A 16312-nucleotide genomic window follows, 5' to 3' on the forward strand; every position below is an offset into this window, starting at 1 on the left:
TTCGCATTCCCCTGTAGGAGCAGCCTTGTGCTGCGAATGGGCCGCAAAGCGGCCCCGAAATCTCGAATCAATCAGCGCTTGCGCAGGATCACGCTACCAATCGAGTACCCCGCACCAAACGAGCTCAACACCCCCAGCGAGCCCTTGGCCAGGTCGTCCTGGTACAGGTGGAAGGCAATCACCGACCCCGCCGAACTGGTATTGGCATAACGGTCGAGAATCACCGGTGCATCTTCCTCGGCCACTTCACGCCCCAGCAGTTTCTTGACGATCAGGTGGTTCATGCTGAGGTTGGCCTGGTGCAGCCAGAAGCGTTTCACATCGTTTGGTTGCAGCCCGTTTTCCTGCAGGTGCTCACCGATCAGCTCGGCCACCTTCGGGCACACCTCGCGGAACACCTTGCGGCCTTCCTGGATGAACAGCTTGTCCGCCGCGCCCTCGCCCTCTTCCGCCGCGCGGTTGAGGAAGCCGAAGTTGTTGCGGATGTTGTTGGAGAACTCGGTCCACAGCTTGCTGCTGACGATATCGAACTGGTGCGCCGAGGTGGCCTTGTCGGCACGCTCGAGCAACACCGCCGTGGCGGCATCACCAAAGATGAAGTGGCTGTCACGGTCACGGAAGTTCAGGTGGCCGGTGCACACCTCCGGGTTGACCATCAGCACCGCACGCGCCTGGCCCAGGGCCACGCTGTTGGCGGCGGTCTGGATGCCGAAAGTGGCCGACGAGCAGGCCACGTTCATGTCGAAGGCAAAGCCCTGGATGCCCAGCGCCTGCTGCACTTCGATGGCAATGGCCGGGTACGGGCGCTGCAGGTTGGAGCAGGCGACGATCACCCCATCGACATCGGCTGCCGTGCGACCGGCGCGCTCCAGGGCCTGGCGTGCAGCGGCCACGGCCATTTCGCAGAGCACCGACGGTTCGTCGTTGGAGCGCTCGGGCAGGCGCGGTTTCATGCGCTGAGGGTCGAGGATGCCGGCCTTGTCCATGACGAAGCGGCTCTTGATGCCCGAGGCCTTTTCGATGAACGCCGCGTCGGACAGCGGCGCCGCTTCGACTTCACCGCGCTCGATGGCAGCGGCGTTGTCCTGGTTGAACTGCTGCGACCAGGTGTTGAAGGAAGCCACCAGTTCTTCGTTGGAAATGCTCTGGGCCGGGGTGTACAGGCCGGTGCCGCTGATCACGACGTTATGCACGGTCGTTCCTCTGGTCAAAGGCCATCGCCACGGGGCGCTGGCTGGAAACATGACAGGTTAATGGCACTTTAGTGCCAATTTAAAGGCGAGGGCTGCGCCCTCGTTCGCGGGCACGCCCGCTCCCACAGGTACAGCACAGGCAGCGAACCTTGCACACCACCTGTGGGAGCGGGCGTGCCCGCGAAGGGGCCGCAAAGCGGCCCCAAATTGCATCAATATTGCCACATCTGCGGAAGTTTAGCCCTCCACCTGGCTCCATTGCTTGCTCAATCGCTTGTCGGAAATCGGCACCTTGGTCCCCAACTGCTGGGCGAACAGCGACACCCGATATTCCTCCAGCCACCAGCGGTACAGGGTCAACTGCTCATCGCGCTTGCCTTCCTGGGCATGCTTGTCGGCACGGGCCTTGTACTGCGCCCACAGGTTGGCCAGCTCGCCGCTCCACACCCGGTCCTTCTGCACCTGCGAACCCAGCTTCTCCAGGCGCAGTTCCACCGCCTTGAGGTAACGCGGCAGCTCCTTGAACCAGGCCCCGGGGGTTTCGCGCAAGAAGCCCGGGTACACCAGGTTGCCCAGCTGTTGCTTGATATCGTTCAACGCCACCGCCTGGCTCAGGTCGATCTTGCCCTTGAAGCGCTTCTGCAGCCCATGCCACAGCTTCAGCACTTCCAACGTCTGCCGTGCCAGGCGCTCGGCATGCTCGGCCCAGCTGCCGCGCTTGCGCTCGGCCAGGCCAGCCAGGGCCGCACCATCGCGTGGCAGCGGCTGTTCGCCTTCAAGGATGCAGCTGTCCAGGCTGGCCAGCAGAATATCCTCGACCAGCGCCTCGACCCGGCCCATTTCCCGGTACAGCAGGCCCAGCTCGGTCAGCCCCGGCAGCTTGCCGCGCAGGTACTTGGCCGGCTCGGCCAACTGCTGCAGCAACAGGCGCTGCAAGGCGCGGCGGTGCTGGAACTCGGCTTCGGCCTGAGTCGAGAAGCGCCCCTCGCGCACGGTGCCGCCCTCCTCCACCAGCGCCGGGTACACGGTCATCGACAGGCCGGCGATCTTCTGCTGCGCGGTCTGCTTCACCTCGCTGAAAGCCTTGGCCTGCACCGGTTGCTCGCTCTTGGCGTCACGCGGCACGGCCAGCGCTGCCTGGCTGGCAGCGGCAAAGCGCGCGGTCAGCTCGGCCAGGTCGCGGCCTTCACCCAGGAACTTGCCCTGGCCGTCGACCACTTCGATGTTCATGCGCAGGTGGCCTTCAACCAGGTTGACCGACTCGTCCCAGGCCTCGTCAGGCACACGGGCGCCGGTCATGCGCAGCAGCTCCTGGCCCAGGGCCTGCGGCAATGCGCCCTGGCCAAAGGTCATGCGCGCCAGCGAGGCCTTGACGAAGTCCGGCACCGGCACGAAGTTCTTGCGCAGGGCCTTGGGCAGGTTGCGCACCAGCGCCACGCACTTGGCTTCCAGCAGGCCCGGCACCAGCCATTCCAGGCGCTCGCCCGGCAGGCTCGGCAGCAGCGGTGCCGGCACCCGTACGGTCACGCCATCGCGGGGGTGGCCGGGCTCGAAGTGGTAACTCAGCGGCAGGCGCAGCTCGCCCACCTGCATACTGTCGGGGTACTGCGCGGCGGTGACTTCGCTGGCCTCGCGGGCCAGCACGTCTTCCTCGCGCATGATCAGCAGGTTGGCGTCCTTCTGGCTGCCCATGCGGTACCAGCTGTCGAAGGTCGCGGTCTGGTGGATTTCCGCCGGCAGGCGCGCTTCGTAGAAGGCGTACAGCGTCTCTTCGTCGGCGAGGATGTCACGGCGGCGGGCCTTGGCCTCCAGTTCGTCGAGCTCTTCCAGCAGGCGCTTGTTGGCCGCCAGGCACTTGGCCCGCGACTGGATTTCGCCACGCACCAGGCCTTCGCGGATGAACAGCTCGCGCGAGGTGACCGGGTCGATCGGGCCGAAATGCACCGGCCGACGGCCGACCAGGATCAGGCCGTACAGGGTGATCTGCTCGTAGGCCACCACCTGCCCGCGCTTCTTCTCCCAGTGTGGTTCGAAGTGGTTCTTCTTGACCAGGTGGCCGGCCAGCGGCTCGATCCAGTCTGGCTCGATCCTGGCCACCATGCGTGCGTACAGCTTGGTGGTTTCGACCAGTTCGGCAGCCATCACCCACTGCGGGCGCTTGCGCCCCAGGCCCGACGACGGGTGCACCCAGAAGCGCCGCTGGCGGGCGCCCTGGTAGTCGCCCTCTTCGGTCTTCTGGCCGATCTGGCTGAGCAGGCCGCTGAGAATGGCCTTGTGCATTTTCGGGTAGTCGGACGGGTCCTTGTTCACCGTCAGCTGCAGGTCACGGCAGATCAGCGCCAGCTGGCGATGGGCATCGCGCCATTCGCGCAGGCGCAGGTAATTCAGGAAGTTCTTGCGGCACCAGTTGCGCAGCGGGTTGGCGGTCAGCGCCTGGCGCTGTTCCTCGAAGCCACGCCACAGGTTGACCAGCGCGGCGAAGTCGGAATCCACGTCCTTCCATTGCGCGTGGGCCTGGTCGGCGGCCTGCTGACGCTCCGGCGGGCGTTCGCGCGGGTCTTGCACCGACAGCGCACTGGTGACGATCAGCACTTCCTGCAGGCTGCCCAGGCGGGCGCCTTCAAGCAGCATGCGGCCCAACCGCGGGTCGATCGGCAGGCGCGCCAGCTGGCGGCCGATCGGCGTCAGCTGGTTCTCGCGGTTGACCGCCGACAGCTCCTGCAGCAGGTTGAAACCGTCGCTGATGGCCTTGCCATCCGGCGGCTCGATGAACGGGAAGGCGTCGATCGCGCCCAGGCGCAGGTGCAGCATCTGCAGGATCACCGCCGCCAGGTTGGTGCGCAGGATCTCCGGGTCGGTGAACGCCGGCCGGCTGTTGAAATCCTCTTCGCTGTACAGGCGCACGCAGATGCCCGGCTCGACCCGGCCACAGCGGCCCTTGCGCTGGTTGGCACTGGCCTGCGACACGGCCTCGATGGGCAAGCGCTGGACCTTGGCGCGGTAGCTGTAGCGGCTGATGCGCGCGGTACCGGTGTCGATCACATAGCGGATGCCAGGCACGGTCAGCGAAGTTTCCGCGACGTTGGTGGCCAGCACCACGCGGCGCCCGGTGTGCGGCTGGAAGATGCGCTGCTGCTCGGCCGGCGACAGGCGCGCGTACAACGGCAGGATCTCGGTATGGCGCAGTTGCGCCTTGCGCAAGATCTCGGCGGCATCGCGGATCTCCCGCTCGCCCGGCAGGAAGATCAATACATCGCCGGGGCCCTTGCCCTCACTCCGCTCGTGGTGCGCCAGCTCATCCAGCGTGGCGAGGATGGCCTGGTCGACGGTGAGGTCGTCCTCGATCTGGTTGCCCTCCTCATCCTGCTCGCTGGTCAGCGGGCGGTACCAGGTTTCCACCGGGAAGGTGCGCCCGGACACCTCGATGATCGGTGCGCCGTCGAAGTGTTTGGAGAAGCGTTCCAGGTCGATGGTCGCCGAGGTGATGATCAGCTTCAGGTCCGGGCGACGGTGCAGCAGGGTCTTCAGGTAGCCGAGCAGGAAGTCGATGTTCAGGCTGCGTTCATGGGCTTCGTCGACGATGATCGTGTCGTAGCGTTCGAGGAAACGGTCGTGCTGGGTTTCGGCCAGCAGGATGCCGTCGGTCATCAGCTTGACCAAGGTGTTGGCGTCGCTCTGGTCCTCGAAGCGCACCTGGTAGCCGACCAGCCCGCCCAGGGGCGTGCCCAGTTCTTCGGCGACCCGCGCAGCAACGCTGCGGGCGGCGATCCGGCGTGGCTGGGTGTGGGCGATCAGGCCATGGCTGCCACGGCCCAGTTCCAGGCAGATCTTCGGCAACTGGGTGGTCTTGCCCGAACCGGTTTCGCCGGCGATCACCAGCACCTGGTGTTCGGCCAGGGCCTTCTTGATTTCGTCACGCTTGGCAGCGATGGGCAGGCTGTCGTCGTAGCGCACGGTCGGCACGCTCTGCTGGCGCGCGGTGACCTGGGCGCAGGACGCCTGGACCTTTTCCACCCACTGCGCCAGCTTTGCCTCGTCGGGGCGCTTGCGCAGTTCGTGCAATTGCCGGCGCAGGCGATGGCGGTCGGCGATCATGGCGTGGTCGAGGTTTTGCAGCAGTTTGTCGATGGCGTGGTCAGTCATGGGGCTTTTTAGTGATGCAGGTGGGCCTGCTTTTTCATGATCGGCATTCGAAGGATGCGCGATTGTCGCAGATTTGCCGGTTCTCTGCTGCCTGTGCCGGCCTCTTCGCGGGCTTGCCCGCTCCCACAGGGGTCACCACGTGCCTGAAGATAGTGGGGAACCTGTGGGAGCGGGCGAGCCCGCGAAGAGGCCGGCACAGGCAACCAAATGTTTAGCCAAATGCGATGTAAAGGTTGCCATTCACTGCTTTAATCAACCTTACGCCGCATGTGAGTATCGAAGGCATGACTCCCGTCCAGCCCATCGCCCCACCGTTGTCCCGCCCTTCGCTGCCGAAGGCCCGGCGCCGTGCCGGTGAAAATCCGCTGGTCCACATCATCCTCGCCTTCTGGGCCCTGTGGCACTGCCGTCACGCGCGCCCACCGGATTTCTCGCTCACGCCTTTGTGACCATACCCGGCCGTCGTCTGGCCGTTTGACTCAGCTGGGCCGCCTGCATGCGCGGTGGCCCTGTGCGCCCGTGAGCGAATCCATCATGCACTTTGCACCCGTAGAGCAGGCCAGCCGTTTTTTGGCCGACAACCCCGATATCGAGCTGTTCGAACTGTTCATCCTCGACGCCAACGGCGTACCGCGCGGCAAGCTGCTGCACCGCGAGGAACTGCTGGCCGTGTACCAGACCGGCCGGCCGCTGCCCAGCACCATCCTCGGCCTGACCCTGAACGGCGACGACGTGGAAAACTCCGGCCTGGTGTGGGACGTCGGCGATATCGACTGCCGCGCCTACCCGCTTGACGGCAGCCTGGTGCGCCTGCCCTGGCGCCGGGTGCCGACCGCCGCGGTGCAGGTGAGCATGCACCCGAACGAGGGCCTGCCGGCCAGCATCGCCGACCCGCGCCATGTGCTGTTGCGTACCATCGACGCGTTGAAGGCCGACGGCTACCATCCGGTGATGGCCTGCGAGCTGGAGTTCTACCTGCTCGACCAGCAACGTGATGCCCAGGGCCGCCCGCAACCGGCGCTGGACAACGATGGCGGTCGCCCACGCACCACCCAGGTGTATGGCCTGCGCGAACTGGAGCAGATCGAGCCGTTCCTCGCCGACCTCTATGCCGCCTGCAAAGCCCAGGGCATCCCGGCCCGCACGGCGATTTCGGAGTACGCCCCCGGCCAGGTGGAAATCACCCTCGAACACGGCGACGCCCTGCAGGCGATGGACCAGGCCGTACGCTACAAGCGCCTGGTCAAAGGCGTGGCCCATGCCCATGGCATGCAGGCCTGCTTCATGGCCAAGCCGTTCGCGCAACTGGCCGGCACTGGCATGCACATGCACCTGAGCCTGGCCGACAGCGCCGGCAACAACCTGTTTGCCAGTGAGGACAAGGCTGGCACCCCGCTGCTGCGCCAGGCCGTGGCCGGCATGCTGCGCCACCTGCGCGACTCGCTGCTGCTGTTCTGCCCCAACGCCAACTCGTTCCGCCGCTTCCAGGCCAACAGCTATGCGCCGCTGGCGCCGACCTGGGGTGTGGACAACCGTACCGTGAGCCTGCGCATACCGGGCGGCCCGGCCAACAGCCGGCATGTCGAGCACCGCATCTGCGGCGCCGACGCCAACCCCTACCTGGCCGCTGCGGCAATCCTTGCCGCCAGCCACCGGGGCATCCGTGAACAACTTGACCCGGGGGCACCGGTAGAAGGCAACGGCTATGCCCAGGCCACCGAACACCTGCCCACCGACTGGCTGACCGCTCTCGATGCCCTGCAGCATTCCAGCTGGGCTCGCGAAGCACTGGGCGAGGACTTCCTTGGCGTGTACCTGAAGGTCAAGCGCGCCGAGTACCGCCAGTTCATGGCCGAAGTCAGCGAGCAGGACTGGCGCTGGTACCTGCACCAGGCCTGAGCCCCCACCTAACAAGGAACACCCATGAACGCAGCATTGAACAAGGGCCCGGCGCAGCGCGCGCCGTCCTACTACAGCGCCACCCTCAACGACCACACCGAGTACCCGCAGCTCAAGGGCACGGTACAAGTGGATGTGGCGATCATCGGTGGCGGCTTTACCGGCGTGGCCACGGCGGTGGAACTGGCCGAGCGTGGCCTGAAAGTGGCCATCGTCGAAACCAACCGCATCGGCTGGGGTGCCAGCGGGCGCAACGGCGGCCAGGTCACCGGCAGCCTGTCGGGCGACGAAGCCATGCGCACGCAGATGCGCAACCGCCTGGGTGCCGAGGTCGATGACTTCATCTGGCACTTGCGCTGGCGCGGGCACCAGGTGATCGAGCAGCGCGTGGCGCGCTACGGCATCGACTGCGACCTCAAGCGCGGCCACCTGCATGCCGCGATGAAGCCCTCGCACATGGACGAGCTGCGCGCATTCGAAGCCGAGGCTCGGCGGCGCGGCATGGGCGAGCAGGTGCAACTGCTGGACCGCAACGGCATGGCCGAGCACCTGCAAAGCCCGCTGTACCTGGGCGCGCTGAAGAACCTGCGCAACCTGCACCTGCACCCGCTCAACCTGTGCCTGGGCGAGGCCCGTGCTGCCCATGGCCTGGGGGCGCTGATTTTCGAGAACTCCGAAGTGCTGGACATCGTCCACGGCCCGCGCCCGGCGGTGGTCACTGCTCACGGGCGGGTCGAGGCGCGCCAGGTGATGCTGGCTGGCGATGTGTACCACAAGCTGGAAAAGCGCCAGCTCAAGGGCAAGATCTTCCCGGCCATGGGCGGCATTGTCACCACCGCACCGCTGGGGGAACTGGCCGAGCAGATCAACCCGCAGGACCTGGCGGTGTACGACTGCCGCTTCGTGCTCGACTATTACCGCCTGACCGCCGACAAGCGCCTGCTGTTTGGCGGTGGCGCCAACTATTCCGGCCGTGATTCACGGGATATCGAAGGTGAACTGCGCCCGTGCATCGAGCGCACCTTCCCGGCATTGAAAGGCGTGCCGATCGAGTTCCAGTGGAGCTGCGCCATGGGCATCGTGGTCAACCGCATCCCGCAGCTGGGCAAGCTGTCGGACAACGTGTGGTATTGCCAGGGCTACTCGGGGCACGGGATTGCCACCAGCCACATCATGGGCGAGATCATGGCCGAGGCGCTGACCGGGACGCTGGAGAAGTTCGACACCTTTGCCCAGTGCAAGCATGTGCGGGTGCCGATGGGGGATTTGCTGGGCAACCCGCTGCTGGCGGCGGGGATGTGGTACTACCAGATGCTGGAAAAACTGCGCTGAAGCATTCGCGGGCGCGCCCGCTCCCACAGGTACAGCGCAGCCCTCTGGCTTGGCGCAATACCTGTGGGAGCGGGCGTGCCCGCGAAGAGGCCGGTGAGGTCGATCAGGCGATCTTCTTCAAGCCCTGCTTCTTCAGCTCTTCATCGCGCAGTTCGCGGCGCAGGATCTTGCCCACGTTGGTGGTCGGCAGCGCGTCGCGGAACTCGATCTGGCGTGGCACCTTGTAACCGGTGACGTTGGCGCGCATGTGCTCCATCACCTGTTCCTTGGTCACGGTCATGCCCGGCTTGACCACGATGAACACCTTGATCACTTCACCGGACTTCTCGTCCGGCACGCCGATGGCCGCGCACTGCAGCACGCCCGGCAGGGCCGCCAGCACATCTTCCAGCTCATTGGGGTACACGTTGAAGCCCGAGACCAGGATCATGTCCTTCTTGCGGTCGACAATGCGCATGTAGCCGTCCGGCTGGATCACGGCGATGTCACCGGTCTTCAGCCAGCCATTGCTGTCGAGGATCTCGGCAGTGGCCTCCTCGCGCTGCCAGTAGCCCTTCATCACCTGCGGGCCCTTGATGCACAACTCGCCCACCTCGCCCAGCGGCAGCTCGTTGCCGTTGTCGTCGATGACTTTGCACAGGGTGGACGGCACCGGAATGCCGATGGTGCCGACCTGGTTGGCTTCTGAGGGGTTCACCGCGGCCACCGGGCTGGTCTCGGTCATGCCATAGCCTTCGCAGATAGCGCAGCCGGTCACGGCCTTCCAGCGCTCGGCCACGCTCAACTGCAAGGCCATGCCACCAGACAGGGTGATCTTCAGCGCCGAGAAGTCCAGGGCGCGGAAGGCCTCGTTGTTGCACAGGGCAACGAACAGGGTGTTGAGGCCGACGAAGCCGCTGAACTTCCACTTGCCCAGCTCCTTGACCATGGCCGGCAGGTCACGCGGGTTGCTGATCAGCACGTTGTGGTTGCCGATCAGCATCATTGCCATGCAATGGAAGGTAAAGGCGTAGATGTGGTAAAGCGGCAGCGGGGTGATGAGGATTTCGCAGCCTTCGTGCAGGTTGGAGCCCATCAGTGCCCGGCACTGCAGCATGTTGGCCACCAGGTTGCGGTGGGTCAGCATTGCGCCCTTGGCCACGCCGGTGGTGCCACCGGTGTACTGCAGCACCGCCACGTCGTTGGCCTGCGGGTTGGCCTCGGTCACCGGCTGGCCCTTGCCCAGCGCCAGTGCGTCGTTGAAGCGTACGGCACGCGGCAGGTTGTAGGCCGGTACCATCTTCTTCACGTACTTGATCACGCTGTTGATCAGCAGGCGCTTGAGCGGCGGCAGCAGGTCGGCCACTTCGGTGACGATGACGTGCCTGACCTGGGTCTTGGGCACCACCTTCTCGGCCAGGTGGGCCATGTTGGCCAGGCACACCAGGGCCTTGGCGCCGGAGTCGTTGAACTGGTGTTCCATTTCCCGTGCGGTGTACAGCGGGTTGGTGTTGACCACGATCAACCCGGCACGCATGGCACCGAATACCGCCACCGGGTATTGCAGTACGTTAGGCAGCTGCACGGCAATGCGGTCACCCGGCTTGAGGTCGGTATGCTGCTGCAACCAGGCGGCAAACGCCCCCGACAGCGCATACAGCTCGCCATAAGTGATAGTCTTGCCCAGGTTGCTAAAGGCCGGTTTGTCGGCAAAGCGTTGGCAGGATTGCTTGAGTACCGCCTGGATATTGGGGAATTCGTCAGGATTGATTTCCGCCGTAATCCCGGCTGGGTACTTATCCTTCCAAAAATGTTCGATCATGGAAGCCCACTCCTTCAGCAACAGCGAAGTTCGATTCACGCGTCGATGCGCTTATTATTGATATGAGATGACGGCTCGTTGCAAACCGGATCATCTGAAAGCGGGCCGAGAGTAACAGCTTTGCCTGGGGTCGCCTAGAGGCCAAAACAGGCCTCACGGTCACAAAAATGACTCAATGAACAATACAGGTCATTTTTAGAGTAATTATCCAAAATGTCGCAGATCGGGCTATAAACAGCCTGTTAGAGCGGTTTCACGGCATTCGCGGGCTTGCCCGCTCCCACAGGGACCTCACAGTTCTCGAATGCTGTGCAGTACCTGTGGGAGCGGGCAAGCCCACGAAGAAGCCAACCCGGTATCAAGCTATGTCGCGCAGCTCCCGCCGCAGGATCTTGCCCACCGGTGTCATCGGCAACGACTCGCGCAGCACGATGTGCTTGGGCACCTTGTAGCCGGTAAAGTTGGCCTTGCAGTAGGCCTTCAGCTCATCCACGCTCAGCCCGCCTTCGCGCGGCACCACGAACAGCTTCACCGCCTCGCCGGAGCGCTCGTCCGGCACGCCGATGGCTGCGCAGTTGGCGACCTTGGGGTGGCCCATCACCACGTCCTCGATCTCGTTGGGGTACACGTTGAAACCCGAGACGATGATCATGTCCTTCTTGCGGTCGACGATGCGGGTGAAGCCGTCCGGGTCGATCACCGCGATGTCGCCAGTCTTGAACCAGCCTTGCGCATCCAGGGCCTGGGCCGTGGCCTCGGGCTGCTGCCAGTAACCTTTCATCACCTGCGGGCCCTTGATGCACAGCTCGCCCCGCTCGCCCAGCGGCAGCTCGTTGCCGTCATCGTCGATCACCTTGAAGGCAGTGCCCGCCACCGGGATGCCCACCGTGCCCAGGCGCGCCAACTGGCCGTAAGGGTTGGTGCTGGCCACTGGCGAGGTTTCGGTCAGGCCGTAGCCTTCGACAATGCGGCAACCGGTAAGCGCCTCCCAACGCTCGGCCGTGGCCTTGACCAGCGCGGTGCCGCCGGAATTGGTGACCTTCAGCGCCGAAAAGTCGAGCTGGCGGAAGCCCGGGTGGTCCATCAGCGCGACGAACAGGGTGTTCAGGCCCAGCAAGGCGGAAAAACGCCATTTGCCCAGCTCCTTGATGAAGCCGGGGATATCACGCGGGTTGGTGATCAGCACGTTGTGATTGCCGGTGACCATCATGCACATGCAGTTCGCGGTAAAGGCATAGATGTGGTACAGCGGCAGTGGTGCGATCATCACCTCCTGGCCGTCCTTGATCAGCTTCTGCCCGTCCGGCCCGTGCTGCGAGAAGCAGGCCAGCACCTGCAGCATGTTGGCCACCAGGTTGCCGTGGGTGAGCATGGCGCCCTTGGCCAGGCCGGTAGTGCCGCCGGTGTATTGCAGCACGGCGATGTCGGCCAGGCAGAGCGGCACCGGCTTGTGCGACAGCTCGCGGCCCTGGCGCAGCACCTGCTTGAACGGCACCGCCTGGGGCAGCTGGTAGGCCGGCACCATTTTCTTCAGCTTGTCGACCACGGTGTTGACCAGCCAGCCCTTGGCGGTAGGCAGCAAGTCGCCCATCTTCGCCTCGATCAGGTACTCGATGCCGGTATCGGGCAGCACCTCCTGCACGCGCTTGCCGAACATGTTCAGGTACACCAGCGCACGTGCGCCGCTGTCCTTGAACTGGTGACGCATCTCGCGCTCGGTGTACAGCGGGTTGGTGTTGACCACGATCAGGCCTGCGCGCAGGGCACCGAACACGGCGATGGGGTATTGCAGCACGTTGGGCATCTGCACCGCGATGCGGTCACCCGGCTTGAGGTCGGTGTGCTGCTGCAACCAGGCGGCGAAGGCCGCCGAATGGCGTTCCAGCTCCGCGTAGGTCAGGGTCACGCCCAGGTTGCTGAAGGCCGGGCGGTCGGCGAAGCGTTTGCACGAGCGCTCGAACACCTCGACGACCGAGGTGTAGGCATTGATGTCGATGGTCGAAGGCACGCCCGCCGGGCGCTTGTCATTCCAGAAGTCGGCTTGCATTTATTATTGTTCCTCTGCCTGGACCTGCTGTGAGTCCTGTAGTCCTTTCACCTGCCCGCCCGAAAGCGAAAAGGCGTTGATCCGACGTTAGCAGGTAAGCCCAAGGCGGCATATACGCCAAGTGCCGCCATTAACATTGTGAATCTTATTTGTGCCCTTCCTGCAATCCGGTCGGTTGTGCATACACTGTCCGGATACCTGTGCGCACAAGGATCCGCCATGCCTCACGACGCCTTCTGGCTGCCCGCCAGCGAGCACTGCAGCCTGTACGTGCACCAATGGCTACCGGCCACGCCGGTAAAAGCCGTGGTGCTGCTGGCCCACGGCATGGCCGAACATGCCGGGCGCTACCAGCACCTGGGCCATGCCCTGAGCGCGGCCGGCTTTGCCCTGTTCGCCGCCGACCAGCGCGGCCATGGGCGCACCGCCGAACTGGGCAGCCTCGGCCTGTTCGCCCGCCATCATGGCTGGAATGCCGTGGTCAACGACCTCGGGCTGCTGGCCCAGCACATCGGCCAGCAGTACCCGTGCACGCCGTTGTTCCTGTTCGGCCACAGCATGGGCAGCTACATCGCCCAGGCCTATCTGCTGCACCACAGCGCCAGCCTGCATGGGGCGATCCTCAGCGGTTCCAACTACCAACCGGCGGCGCTGTACCGCGCGGCGCGGCTGATTGCCCGGCTGGAGGCCTGGCGCCAGGGGCCGCTGGGCAAGAGCGCGCTGATCGAGTGGTTGTCGTTCGGCTCGTTCAACAAGGCCTTCAAGCCCAACCGCACCGCGTTCGACTGGCTCAGCCGCGACCCGGCGCAGGTCGATCTGTACGTCAACGACCCGCTGTGCGGCTTTCGCTGCAGCAACCAGTTGTGGCTCGACCTGCTGCAAGGCTTGGCGCAGATCAGCCAGCCGAGTAACCTCGCGCAGATCGATCCGAACCTGCCATTGCTGGTGATCGGGGGTGAATGTGATCCGGTCAGTGCCGGCAAGCGTCTCACCCACTTGGCCGACGCCCTGCGCGCGACCGGCAATCGACATGTACAGCTGCGCGTCTATCCTGAGGCGCGGCATGAAGTACTCAACGAAACCAACCGTGACGAGGTCACCGCCGATATTCTCGGCTGGCTTGAACAGGCGCTTGCCCTTGGCCGCCCTGTGCGCAGTGAATGATAGCCGCCCTCACCTACCGCTTAAGGAAGCCCCGATGTCCCAGGTCACCAACACGCCTTACGAAGCCCTCGAAGTCGGCCAGAAGGCCGAGTACAAGAAGTCCGTTGAAGAACGCGACATCCAGCTGTTCGCCGCGATGTCCGGTGACCACAACCCGGTGCACCTGGATGCCGAGTTCGCTGCCAAGAGCATGTTCCGCGAGCGCATCGCCCACGGCATGTTCAGCGGCGCGCTGATCAGTGCTGCAGTGGCCTGCACCCTGCCTGGCCCTGGCACCATCTACCTGGGTCAGCAAATGAGCTTCCAGAAGCCGGTGAAAATTGGCGATACCCTGACCGTACGCCTGGAAATCCTGGAGAAGCTGCCCAAGTTCAAGGTGCGCATCGCCACCAATGTGTACAACCAAAATGATGAGCTGGTGGTCCAGGGCGAGGCCGAGATCCTTGCGCCGCGCAAGCAGCAGACCGTCGAACTGGTTTCGCCGCCGAATTTTGTGGCTAGCTGAAGATTGATGCAGGCAGTACCGGCCCTTTCGCGGGTAAACCCGCTCCCACATGGACCTCACAGCATCAAGCCGTGACGCAATCCTGTGGGAGCGGGTTTACCCGCGAAGAGGCCGGCACAGCCAACATCATTCGATAGCCTGCAACCGCCGCTCTATATGCCTGCGCTCCGGCTCCTGGCGGGTCAGCGCCAGCGCCTGCCGCCAGGCCGCACGCGCCTGCTCCACATGCCCCAGCTGGTAATACAGTTCGGCCCGCGCCGCATGGGCCAGGTGATAGTCCAGCAGTTCACCCCGCGCCAGAATACCTTCGACCTCCCGCAGGCCAACTTCCGGCCCATCCCGCTTCGCCAGCGCCACGGCCCGGTTCAGCTCTACTACAGCTGACGGCCAATGCCGTTGCAGCACGTCATACAGCCCGACGATCTCCGCCCAGTCGGTCTCTTCGGCGGTCGCCGCTTCGGCATGCAGCGCTGCAATCGCTGCCTGCACGGTATAGGCGCCGAACGCCCGGCTTTGCAGGGCCTGGCGCACCAGTTCGCAGCCTTCGGCAATGCGTTGCCGGTCCCACAGGCTACGGTCCTGCTGCTCCAGCAATACCAGGTTGCCCTGGCCATCGGTACGCGCCCGCTGCCGGGACGCTTGCAGCAACATCAAGGCCAGCAGGCCGACCACCTCCGGGTCGGGCAGCAACTGCACCAGCAGCCGCGCCAGGCGAATGGCTTCATCGCTCAGCTCCTGCTGCAACAGTGCCTCGCCCGACGACGCCGAATAGCCCTCGTTGAACACCAGGTAGATCACTCGCAGCACGCTCTCCAGCCGCTCGGGCAGTTCGTTCAGCTCCGGCACCTGATAAGGGATGCCCGCATCGCGGATCTTGGCCTTGGCACGCACGATGCGCTGGGCGATGGTGGCCGGGCTTTGCAGGAAAGCCCGGGCGATTTGCTCGGTGGTCAGGTCGCACACTTCACGCAGGGTAAGCGGCACCTGGGCATCGGCGGACAAGGCCGGGTGGCAGCAGGTGAAGATCAGCCGCAGGCGGTCGTCGGCCAGCAGTTCTTCTTCGCTGGGGTCCTGCGCCTGGCCGTCAAGCAGCATGCTCAGGTCCACCTGGGAACGGTCGAAACGGGCGCGCCGGCGCAGCGCATCGATGGCCTTGAAGCGGCCGGTGGAGACCAGCCACGCCCGCGGGCTATCGGGGATACCGTCGCGCTGCCAGCGCTCGACGGCGATGAAGAAGGCATCGTGCATGGCCTCCTCGGCCAGGTCGAAATCCCCCAGCAGGCGGATCAGCGTCGCCAGGATGCGCCGCGACTCGCGCCGGTAGACCGCCTCGACCTCGGCACGTACCTGCGCCAGTGCCATCATCAGTCGGGCATCCGCTGGGTTACCACCTCCACCAGGCGGTCCAGGCTCTCTCCCCAGCCCTGGTGGAAGCCCATTTCCTCATGGGCGCGGCAGTCGGCGGCATTCCAGTGCCAGGCGCGGGCGGTGTAGCGGGTTTTGCCCTGTTCCTCGTCAAAACTGATCACGGCGGTCATGAAGGCCTTGTCCGAAGGCACCCAGCCCGGGCCAAAGGCATCGGTGAACACCAGCCGCCGCGGCGCGGCGATTTCCAGGAACACGCCCTGGTTCGGGTACTCGCTGCCATCCGGCGCCCGCATCAGGGTGCGGAACAGGCCACCGATCCACAGTTGCATCTCGCACTCCGGGGTGGTCATGCCATGCGGCCCCCACCACTGCATCAGCCACTGGGGGTCGGTCCAGGCGCGGAACACCTTGGCCGGTGGCGCGTCGATCAGGCGGCTGATGGACAACTCGTGTTGCGCTTGCGCGGGGTGTGCAAGGCTCATGCTGGTAGGTCTCCGTTGCTATCAGGGTTGCAGTTCGCGCACCGGCCGCACCTCGACACTGCCGACCCGCGCGGCGGGGATGCCCTTGGCGATGTTCAGTGCCTCGTTCAGGTCGCGGGCCTCCACCAGGTAGAAGCCCGCCAGTTGCTCCTTGGTCTCGGCGAACGGGCCGTCGGTCAGGCTCATGTGCCCGTTGCGCATGCGCACGGTGGTGGCGGTCTGCACCGGCTTCAGCGCCTCGGCCGCCAGCATTCGCCCGGAGCCTTGAATGGATTCGGCATACGCCATGCATTCGGCGTCTTCCGGGCTGTCGGGCAGGCTGTGCAGCAGCCCCTCGTCACAATAGACCAGGCACAGGTATTTCATGGTCACCTCCAG

11 protein-coding genes are annotated in these 16312 nt (G+C 64.8%); 4 read left to right on the plus strand and 7 right to left on the minus strand.

The annotated features are described in order from the left end of the window. Positions 1-71: 71 nt before the first annotated feature. Together A4C63_RS12670 and hrpA are read right to left on the minus strand one after the other, a co-directional pair. Complete coding sequence (locus tag A4C63_RS12670; protein ID WP_063912936.1) at positions 72-1193, minus strand: beta-ketoacyl-ACP synthase III; 1122 nt, start codon at positions 1191-1193, stop codon at positions 72-74. Positions 1194-1430: 237 nt separating this feature from the next. Next, positions 1431-5336: an ATP-dependent RNA helicase HrpA gene (hrpA, locus tag A4C63_RS12675; protein ID WP_063912937.1), complete on the minus strand. Its 3906-nt coding sequence runs from the start codon at positions 5334-5336 to the stop codon at positions 1431-1433. A 534-nt stretch (positions 5337-5870) separates the two neighbouring features. Here hrpA and A4C63_RS12680 point away from each other — a divergent pair. Together A4C63_RS12680 and A4C63_RS12685 are read left to right on the plus strand one after the other, a co-directional pair. Further along, entirely contained in the window at positions 5871-7235 is a 1365-nt protein-coding gene (locus A4C63_RS12680; RefSeq protein WP_063912938.1) for a glutamine synthetase family protein, read from the plus strand. 24 nt (positions 7236-7259) lie between these two features. Then, a complete protein-coding gene (locus tag A4C63_RS12685) occupies positions 7260-8567 on the plus strand; it encodes an FAD-binding oxidoreductase (protein ID WP_063912939.1) in 1308 nt (435 codons plus the stop codon). 103 nt (positions 8568-8670) lie between these two features. On the opposite strand, the gene fadD1 is transcribed toward A4C63_RS12685, so the two are convergent. Together fadD1 and fadD2 are read right to left on the minus strand one after the other, a co-directional pair. Beyond that, positions 8671-10368, minus strand: a complete 1698-nt coding sequence (fadD1, locus tag A4C63_RS12690) for a long-chain-fatty-acid--CoA ligase FadD1 (RefSeq protein WP_063912940.1) — start codon at positions 10366-10368, stop codon at positions 8671-8673. 358 nt (positions 10369-10726) lie between these two features. Next, on the minus strand, positions 10727-12415 hold the full coding sequence (fadD2, locus tag A4C63_RS12695) for a long-chain-fatty-acid--CoA ligase FadD2 (protein ID WP_063912941.1): 1689 nt from the start codon (positions 12413-12415) through the stop codon (positions 10727-10729). A 219-nt stretch (positions 12416-12634) separates the two neighbouring features. Between fadD2 and A4C63_RS12700 the strand changes: the two genes are divergently transcribed. Continuing rightward, the gene (locus A4C63_RS12700; RefSeq protein WP_063912942.1) at positions 12635-13579 is read left to right on the plus strand and encodes an alpha/beta hydrolase; all 945 of its coding nucleotides are present in this window, start codon (positions 12635-12637) and stop codon (positions 13577-13579) included. Positions 13580-13613: 34 nt separating this feature from the next. Beyond that, complete coding sequence (locus A4C63_RS12705; protein ID WP_012273633.1) at positions 13614-14084, plus strand: MaoC family dehydratase; 471 nt, start codon at positions 13614-13616, stop codon at positions 14082-14084. 126 nt (positions 14085-14210) lie between these two features. On the opposite strand, the gene A4C63_RS12710 is transcribed toward A4C63_RS12705, so the two are convergent. Genes A4C63_RS12710 through A4C63_RS12720 form a run of 3 tightly spaced genes read right to left on the minus strand, consistent with a single transcriptional unit; the run spans position 14211 to position 16300 of the window. Next, positions 14211-15449, minus strand: coding sequence for an RNA polymerase sigma factor (locus tag A4C63_RS12710; protein WP_063912943.1), 1239 nt, complete (start codon positions 15447-15449; stop codon positions 14211-14213). Then, positions 15449-15934, minus strand: a complete 486-nt coding sequence (locus A4C63_RS12715; protein WP_063912944.1) for an SRPBCC family protein — start codon at positions 15932-15934, stop codon at positions 15449-15451. Before A4C63_RS12715 ends, A4C63_RS12710 begins: the two co-directional genes overlap by 1 nt. A 21-nt stretch (positions 15935-15955) precedes the next feature. Continuing rightward, positions 15956-16300, minus strand: coding sequence for a YciI family protein (locus A4C63_RS12720; protein WP_013973721.1), 345 nt, complete (start codon positions 16298-16300; stop codon positions 15956-15958). Positions 16301-16312: the final 12 nt, after the last annotated feature.

Source organism: Pseudomonas sp. p21 (assembly GCF_001642705.1).
In the GTDB taxonomy this organism is placed as follows: Bacteria; Pseudomonadota; Gammaproteobacteria; order Pseudomonadales; family Pseudomonadaceae; genus Aquipseudomonas.

Bases quoted from the DNA above. Each gene is read 5' to 3' on its own strand.
- A4C63_RS12720 (WP_013973721.1), bottom strand. From the start codon at position 16,300: ATGAAATACCTGTGCCTGGTCTATTGTGACGAGGGGCTGCTGCACAGC.
- A4C63_RS12685 (WP_063912939.1), top strand. From the start codon at position 7,260: ATGAACGCAGCATTGAACAAGGGCCCGGCGCAGCGCGCGCCGTCCTAC.
- A4C63_RS12710 (WP_063912943.1), bottom strand. From the start codon at position 15,449: ATGATGGCACTGGCGCAGGTACGTGCCGAGGTCGAGGCGGTCTACCGG.
- fadD1 (WP_063912940.1), bottom strand. From the start codon at position 10,368: ATGATCGAACATTTTTGGAAGGATAAGTACCCAGCCGGGATTACGGCG.
- A4C63_RS12705 (WP_012273633.1), top strand. From the start codon at position 13,614: ATGTCCCAGGTCACCAACACGCCTTACGAAGCCCTCGAAGTCGGCCAG.
- hrpA (WP_063912937.1), bottom strand. From the start codon at position 5,336: ATGACTGACCACGCCATCGACAAACTGCTGCAAAACCTCGACCACGCC.
- A4C63_RS12715 (WP_063912944.1), bottom strand. From the start codon at position 15,934: ATGAGCCTTGCACACCCCGCGCAAGCGCAACACGAGTTGTCCATCAGC.
- A4C63_RS12700 (WP_063912942.1), top strand. From the start codon at position 12,635: ATGCCTCACGACGCCTTCTGGCTGCCCGCCAGCGAGCACTGCAGCCTG.
- fadD2 (WP_063912941.1), bottom strand. From the start codon at position 12,415: ATGCAAGCCGACTTCTGGAATGACAAGCGCCCGGCGGGCGTGCCTTCG.
- A4C63_RS12680 (WP_063912938.1), top strand. From the start codon at position 5,871: ATGCACTTTGCACCCGTAGAGCAGGCCAGCCGTTTTTTGGCCGACAAC.